The sequence below is a fragment of the Falsiroseomonas sp. genome (genome assembly GCF_041690465.1).
Classification (GTDB): domain Bacteria; phylum Pseudomonadota; class Alphaproteobacteria; order Acetobacterales; family Acetobacteraceae; genus Falsiroseomonas.
In genome coordinates this window covers 20,878-27,293 of the sequence record NZ_JAWLHG010000053.1, presented here as the reverse complement: position 1 = coordinate 27,293, position 6,416 = coordinate 20,878, and the positions used below count along the sequence as shown (strand labels likewise).

The 6,416-nt window shown below is 67.6% G+C and carries 9 protein-coding genes; 5 read left to right on the top strand and 4 right to left on the bottom strand.

What is annotated here, in order from left to right; genetic code table 11:
- The first annotated feature begins 100 nt into the window (after positions 1-100).
- The gene (locus ACESM1_RS27200; protein ID WP_372624366.1) at positions 101-934 is read left to right on the top strand and encodes a hypothetical protein; all 834 of its coding nucleotides are present in this window, start codon (positions 101-103) and stop codon (positions 932-934) included.
- Positions 935-956: 22 nt separating this feature from the next.
- Here the strand turns inward: ACESM1_RS27200 and ACESM1_RS27195 are convergent, their stop codons facing one another.
- The 4 genes from ACESM1_RS27195 to ACESM1_RS27180 all read right to left on the bottom strand — a co-directional run bounded on the left by ACESM1_RS27195 (position 957) and on the right by ACESM1_RS27180 (position 3,990).
- Positions 957-1,202 carry a hypothetical protein gene (locus tag ACESM1_RS27195; protein WP_372624365.1) on the bottom strand — a complete coding sequence of 82 codons (246 nt, stop codon included), beginning with the start codon at positions 1,200-1,202 and terminating at the stop codon, positions 957-959.
- A gap of 509 nt (positions 1,203-1,711) precedes the next feature.
- On the bottom strand, positions 1,712-2,161 hold the full coding sequence (locus tag ACESM1_RS27190; protein ID WP_372624364.1) for a TadE/TadG family type IV pilus assembly protein: 450 nt from the start codon (positions 2,159-2,161) through the stop codon (positions 1,712-1,714).
- A 3-nt stretch (positions 2,162-2,164) separates the two neighbouring features.
- On the bottom strand, positions 2,165-2,581 hold the full coding sequence (locus ACESM1_RS27185) for a TadE/TadG family type IV pilus assembly protein (protein WP_372624363.1): 417 nt from the start codon (positions 2,579-2,581) through the stop codon (positions 2,165-2,167).
- 11 nt (positions 2,582-2,592) lie between these two features.
- Complete coding sequence (locus ACESM1_RS27180; RefSeq protein ID WP_372624362.1) at positions 2,593-3,990, bottom strand: pilus assembly protein TadG-related protein; 1,398 nt, start codon at positions 3,988-3,990, stop codon at positions 2,593-2,595.
- Positions 3,991-4,504: 514 nt separating this feature from the next.
- Between ACESM1_RS27180 and ACESM1_RS27175 the strand changes: the two genes are divergently transcribed.
- The 4 genes from ACESM1_RS27175 (at position 4,505) to cpaB (ending at position 6,382) form a co-directional block, all read left to right on the top strand.
- Positions 4,505-4,669 (top strand): Flp family type IVb pilin, encoded by a 165-nt coding sequence (locus ACESM1_RS27175; RefSeq protein WP_372624361.1) that lies wholly within the window; start codon positions 4,505-4,507, stop codon positions 4,667-4,669.
- 91 nt (positions 4,670-4,760) lie between these two features.
- Positions 4,761-4,925, top strand: coding sequence for a hypothetical protein (locus tag ACESM1_RS27170; RefSeq protein ID WP_372624360.1), 165 nt, complete (start codon positions 4,761-4,763; stop codon positions 4,923-4,925).
- 76 nt (positions 4,926-5,001) lie between these two features.
- Entirely contained in the window at positions 5,002-5,508 is a 507-nt protein-coding gene (locus ACESM1_RS27165; RefSeq protein ID WP_372624359.1) for a prepilin peptidase, read from the top strand.
- Position 5,509: 1 nt separating this feature from the next.
- Complete coding sequence (cpaB, locus tag ACESM1_RS27160; protein ID WP_372624358.1) at positions 5,510-6,382, top strand: Flp pilus assembly protein CpaB; 873 nt, start codon at positions 5,510-5,512, stop codon at positions 6,380-6,382.
- The last annotated feature ends 34 nt before the right edge of the window (positions 6,383-6,416 follow it).

Here is a 6,416-nt window from a genome sequence, read left to right as displayed (position 1 = left end):
CGAGCCGATCCAGCACCGCCAAGGCCGCCCCCATCGCACAGAACAGCCTTGAATCATGCCTCAATCAAATGGGGAATCCTGAGAGTCCACAGGACCTAGCGTGAAGGACCTGTGCATCGATCTCTTCGTCGCAGCAAATCTGCTGAGGATGAATGAACGCCGTGTCCGGGCATTGCTTCTTGCTCCCGCTGATCCCAAGTTCATCGCGGCCTGGCGCGACTACGAAAATCGCTACGAGCGAGTCGTATCGGATGTTTGGCTGTCGGACTTGCTGCCAGAGCTCAGCGGTGCTGCAGCTGGAAAGGCGGGTAGAGCGGATCTGGAATGGGACAACGCGGACGAGGAAGCCAGCGAGCAGGCTGGCAGCATCGAGAAGGCGATTGAATTCGCGCGGTCCAACGCTGATCAGGACCATCGTTGGGATGAGTTGCAGAGCAAGTTTGTCGAGCGCGTTCAAGATGGGCTTGCCGCATGGGATTGGCTGAAACAAGACGCAGGCTTTGATTTGCGCGGCGTCTTTAGACGGCGTGCTATCGTTCCCTTCGTGCTCGTCCCCCGGCGGATTGCTGCTAAGCACAGCAGTGCGGAAAAGCTTTCACTGCTCAAGAATCTGGAACAGGCGCACGATGCTTTCGTGTTCGGCGCGCCCTACGCCGCCCTTGCCCTCATGCGTTCGGTCGTGGAGGCTGTCCTTCGAGATCACTACCGCGCGGAGGGTAGGGATCTTAGCGAGAGTATCCGGAATGCCCGTGGACGCCTTCCGCGCCACGCGAATGAGGCGGCGCTGCACCGGCTGAGAAAGCTTGCGAACGCCGTCCTGCACCTCGACGGCGAGGATGACCAGGGCCTACGCAGAATGGACGAGGTGCGGCTCGAGAAGGAGATAGTCTCACTCCTGTTTGTGGTCCGTGCGCTCGTTGAGGACGTGAGGTGATACGGGGGCAAAGCCGCGTTGGTCATTTGCGCACCCGCCCGCGGCTGCGCCCGATCTGCTTGGCGACCTCGGGCTCCGGCTCGGGGCCCGCCGCGCGCGATACGAGCTGCACGACCGCGGCACGGGTTGGGACGTCCAGGCGCCTGTAGTGCCGCAGCAGCGCCTCCTCATCGGGCGCGAGCAGGCCCAACTCGCCCTGCGAGTCCTCCAGCATGTCGGCCGGGATCAGGTCCCCCGGCTCCAGCCCGAGGATGAACTCCTCAGACACGTCCAGTGCAGTCGCCAGGCGCTGCAGCGCATTGCCGCGAGGAAGGCTGCCAAGCCTGGCGCACGAGCGCCGAGACGGTGCCCACGGGCAGCCCAGCCTGACGGTCGGCCTCCTCTCAGCCGAAAGGCCGAGCCGCTCCAGGCGACCTTCGACGCGGCTCGCAATCTCGGGACTTGCTTCCAACTCGGGACCTCTTGGAGCAATCGCCAGGCTCGTGGAGCAACGCATATCCCGAGTGAAGGCGATCGGCCATATCCGCCAGCATTGCTATAGGCGGCACGAGTGCTGACCGACACACATGGGCAGGAGAACGTGTAACGGTTACAATACCGCAAGAAAACGAGGGTAACGGGTTCCGTCCGTGAACGGCTGAACGGAGACTCTGCTGGCCCGCTGCCCGAGGACTGCTGCTGGGCCGCTGTTCAGCGGTCTGGCCATCGCCCCGGGGGCCAGCAGGCATGTGTCGTCGTGCTCAAGCGCGGGGACCCTCGGCCGCTCGACGCCGACTATCAGCTGCCGGGGTAGGAGTATTGCGATGTTTCCGAAAGCGTTCTGCTCGTCCCGTTGAGGATCGGAGTCAGGAAGGCATAGGGGATGGTTCCTCGAACGTTGATTGTCACGGTTCCGCCGACGCGCGTGCGCTGCACGCAGATCAGTAGATCGGCCGTGTTGATCATCGGAGTAAGCGGCGCATAGGTGCTCTTCGGCGTGGTGCAGTCCTCGGCGCCATCGCCAAGCGCCGTGTTAACGACAGCGGCGCGGATCACCTCGCCGACAAGATTTTGCAGCGACTGAGCCATGAAGTAGTAGCGGCCCAATTCCATGCCGGTGAGCAGGAGAGCGGCGAAGACGAGGGCGCCGAGCGCCCACTCCACGGCGACGCTGCCCCGCCGCGATCGCAGCATCCGGCACCGGGACATGAAGCGCGGCAGGCCTCCGGATGCGGCCGGTCCGTTCATCCTTCAGGCGATCCGGAGCACGACATTCGCCGAGAGCGTCGTCACGGTGACGAAGAAAGCGGCCGTGAAGGGGCGCGTCACGCTGACCGTGAGGATCCGCGCGCAGCTCGCGGTGCAGGGGGCGCCCGGGCTTGCGCATTCGCATGTCAGCGGCGCCGTGGGCGTCACGTCCGACCAGCCGGCGAGCGCATTCCGGACGCGCGCCTCGATGCCCGCCGTGTCGTCCGGGAAGACCAGCCCGTACTGCGCACCCGCGCGCGCCGCGTTCTCCAACCGGATCGTCTGGTCGATGGCGCGTCCGAAGTCGATCACCGCCATAAGAAGCAGGATGAAGACCGGCGCGGCGATGGCCAATTCCACGGCGGCGACGCCGCGGCGTCCGCGCAGCAGCTTGCGTAGCATATGCCGGTGCAGTGGCATGGCGTGGTCCCCTATTCGATCAGGCTGACGAGCGTGACCTGCGGTAGCAGCGTGCCATAATTGCCGCAGCCATCCACGCTGAGCGCCGAAGTGCCGGAGACGTTCATCGACCCGGCGATCAGCACGGTGCAGTTCGAGATCGGCACCCCCGAGGCGGTTGCGTTGCCGATCAGCGTCAGCTCCGATTCCGGCGCGACGATTCCGCCGCCCAGAACGGTGGTTGCGTTCGCCGTGATGGTCACATCGTCGCCGCCCGGCACGTAGAACAGCACTCCGGCGAGATTCGCATTGACCGAGTTGGTGCTCTGGGCGTTGAGCTGCACAAGCCCGCGAAGGTCCAGCGCGCCTGGGTTCCATGTGGTGCCTTGGATCCGCCCCAGGACCACGATCGTCACGCCGGTGCCGGTGTTGTTGCAGCCGGAGCAGCGGAGGGTGGTGCCGGGGTTCGTGCTCAGGTCGCCGCGGATGAAGTAGGTTCCGGGCGTCAGCACGATGGACCTGCCATTCCCGGTGAGGGAGGTGCCGCAATAGGGCGTGCTACCCGAAGGCGCGTTGAGTACGTCGGGATTGCCACTCGGGGTCTCGGCGAAGCTGATGCAGCCGCCGCTCGCCATGTTGGCGAGGCCGCTGTCGAATTCCGGCGTGTAGGCATCCAGCGTGGCGTAGGGGTTCACCACCGGCTGCTGGAAGAAGGCGGGCTGCGGTCCCGTCAGGCTCACCTGGCCATCGACCTGCGCCGGGATGAACGAGGTGCTGTCGCCGGAGCCGACCAGGCTCCATGCCGTGGCGGTGAAGGAACTGCCGCCCTGCGACTGGCCGGAGCCGAACTGGAAGCTGTTGGGTGTCGCGTTGGAGGCCATGGCGCAGTTGTTGCCTGAGAAGCTGCCGGTGCCGCCGAAGCTCATCGGCCCGCTCAGGGTGAGGCCGCAAGCACCGCCGCCGGGTGGCTCCAGCGCCTCGGCGACGGCGGTCACGGTTACCACCTTCGGCACGTTGAGCACGGCGCCGGCCAGGATCAGCGGCTGCACCTGAGAGATGGTGGCGCGCACCCGCCGCCCGCCACCGACCAGCTCCGGCGCGATCGTCACCGTGGTCTGCGCCACGGCGTTCTGATAGCCGTTGCGGGTCGAGATCATCTGCCCGGCGGCGATGGCGGTGGTGCTGTCGTCGGTGTCGGCAAAGACGCGCACCGCGCTCAGCGCCGCGTAATCGGCCGCGTTCTGCGCGCTGCGGCGGGTGAGATACCAGCCGCCCGCATCAATCGCGAAGGAGGCCATGCCGACCACCGAGGTGGCGCCGATCGCCACGACGGCGGCGACGGCACCGCGGCGCTCGCGCAGCAGGCGGCGCAGGGCGGTGCGGATGCGGGCGGGGCGAGCGCGGAGGGTGGTCTTCCGAAGGATCACCATGGCACCTGACTGCAGGGCCGGCGCGGTCCCGGCCCTCGTTGCGACGTCCGTATGTTAAGGCTCCGCCAAGCTGGATCAAAGCATTCCGACGTCCTGGGTGGGTCGGGAGCGGGTGCGGAAGGGGTCGCACAGGCCGGCTGCGGAGCGCCCGACGCGTGACGTGCTGGATGTCAACTCGTTGTGGGCCGTTCTTGAGGGCCGGTGCGAGCCGGGGCTGCACTCTGGTTGGCGCCCGCGCTTCGCCGGTGCGCCATGACGGTTGCAGTACGATTCGATTCGCGGGCGGGATGACGGCAGATCATCCGCGAAATGCAACTAGCGCGCGCGCGGATTTCACCGTAAATCACGAAATCGTGAGGGTAGTCTCAGTTTTTGTCCTGGAACGTCAGTTTGTGTGATGTATCGTTCCGGAGGCGCTTACCCATGGTGGTGAGACGCTTCCGGGCCCCCCGCGGCGCGCTTTTTTAAGCCAGCCGTGCACCCGTTATGTGCAACAGACCATGTGGAGAGACCAATGCTTGCAACCCTGACCCGCCTTGTGAAGGACACCCTCCGCCGCCGCGACGGCGTCACCGCCCTCGAATACGCCGTCATCGCCGGCGTCGCGGCGACAGTTCTGGTTGCGGCGTTCACCGCCTTCTACACCGACCTGCAGACCGCCCTGCAGGCAGTCCTCTGACACTCCCGCAGGGCGCGACCTCAGCGGTCGCGCCCTGGCCGGCGCTGTCTTCCGGGCCACCCGCCAATGAAACGTTCACGCGGAGAAACCCATGCTCAGGAACGTTTTCTTGGTGTCGAGGGCCGCCCTGGCTCGCCGCGACGGCGTGACCGCCGTGGAATACACCGTCATCGCGGGCGTCACGGCAGCGGCCATCGCCGCGGCTTTCGGGGCTTTCTATACCGAGTTGCAGATCGCGCTGGATGGTGTCCTCTGAACTCCGCCAGAAAGCGGCCTCGGCGGCCGTCCCCTGACCACGGCAACGTTCGAGGCCAGACCCCGGGAATGTCGCGATGCTGATGCTGAGCGCCGCACTCATCATGGCCCTTCTGGCCTTTGCCGGCTGGCGTGACATCGCCACGCGCCTGATCCCCGACGAGGCGGTGATCGGCGTCGCCCTGCTCGGCGCTGCCCTGCGCGCGGCCGAGGGCCTAGTGCCGCTGCTCGCCTCCGCCGGCGCGGCGGCCATCCTGTTCCTGCTGCTTGCGCTGCTCTGCGCCCGCGGGCTGCTGGGCGGCGGTGACGTGAAGGTCGCCGCGGCCGTCGCGCTCGGGCTCAGCCCCGCGGCGCTGCCCGGCTTCATCGTGGTGACGACCATGGCCGGCGGCGTCCTCGGCCTAGGGTATCTGCTCGCCGCAAGGCTGGCACCGCCGCCGCGCCGCCTGACCGCGGGCGCGCCCGTGCTGCACCGCGTCCTCGCCGCCGAATGCCGCCGCATCCATCGCGGCGGCCCGCTCCCCTACGGGGTCGCCATCGCCTTCGGCGGCGGCCTCGTCCTGCTGAAGACCTACGGAGGCTAAGGTGATCATCCGGTCCATCCTCGCCCTGGCGCTGCTGCTCTTCTCCGGCGGCTTCGCGCTCTTCGCCTGGCGCAGCATCAATCCGCACCAGATCGCGCCCGCCGCCATGGCGGCCGAGACCCCGGGAACGCCGGTTGTCCGCATCGGCGTGGTGGTGACCACGCGCCCGATGCCGCCCGGAACCCTACTGAAGGAAGAGGACGTGCAGATCCGCCAGGTGGCGCAGGCCGAGATGCCCCCCGGCGCCTTCATCGAGACCGATACGACCAAGGCCGAGCTGAGCGGCGCGCTGCTGCGCCGCTATGTCGAGGCCGGCGAGGTGGTGCGGCGCGACGACGTGCTGCGCCCGCGCGACCGTGGCTTCCTGGCCGCCGTGCTGCGCCCGGGCATGCGGGCCATCTCCATCGGCGTTAACGCGGTCACCGGCGCCGCCGGCCTGATCTGGCCGGGTGACCAGGTTGATCTGATCCTGACGCAGGAACTCGACGTCACCGGCAACCCGCAGGCGCCGCGCCAATTCGTCGGCGAGACCGTGCTGACCAACGTCCGGGTCATCGCGGTGGACCAGCTCATCACCCAGGGTGCCACCGGCACCTCCGCCTCGGCCACCGGACCCGGGCCGCGCAACGTGGCGCGCACCGTGACTCTGGAGGTTTCCGCCTCGCAGGCGGAGCGCGTCGCGGTCGCGGAGCGGCTCGGCCGGCTGACCCTGGCGGTGCGCCCGGTGGATCTGGAAGGCGCGCCCCTGGCGGCCGCCACCGGCTCGGTCTTCGGCACCGATGTCTCGCCCGCCCTGTCCAACAGCGGCCCGCGCGCCGGCGTCCGGATGCGGGTGCTGCAGGGCGGCACCATGAACGAGGTGACCTTCCAATGAGGCGGGCCAGCCGAGCGGGTTCGACCGGCGTGCC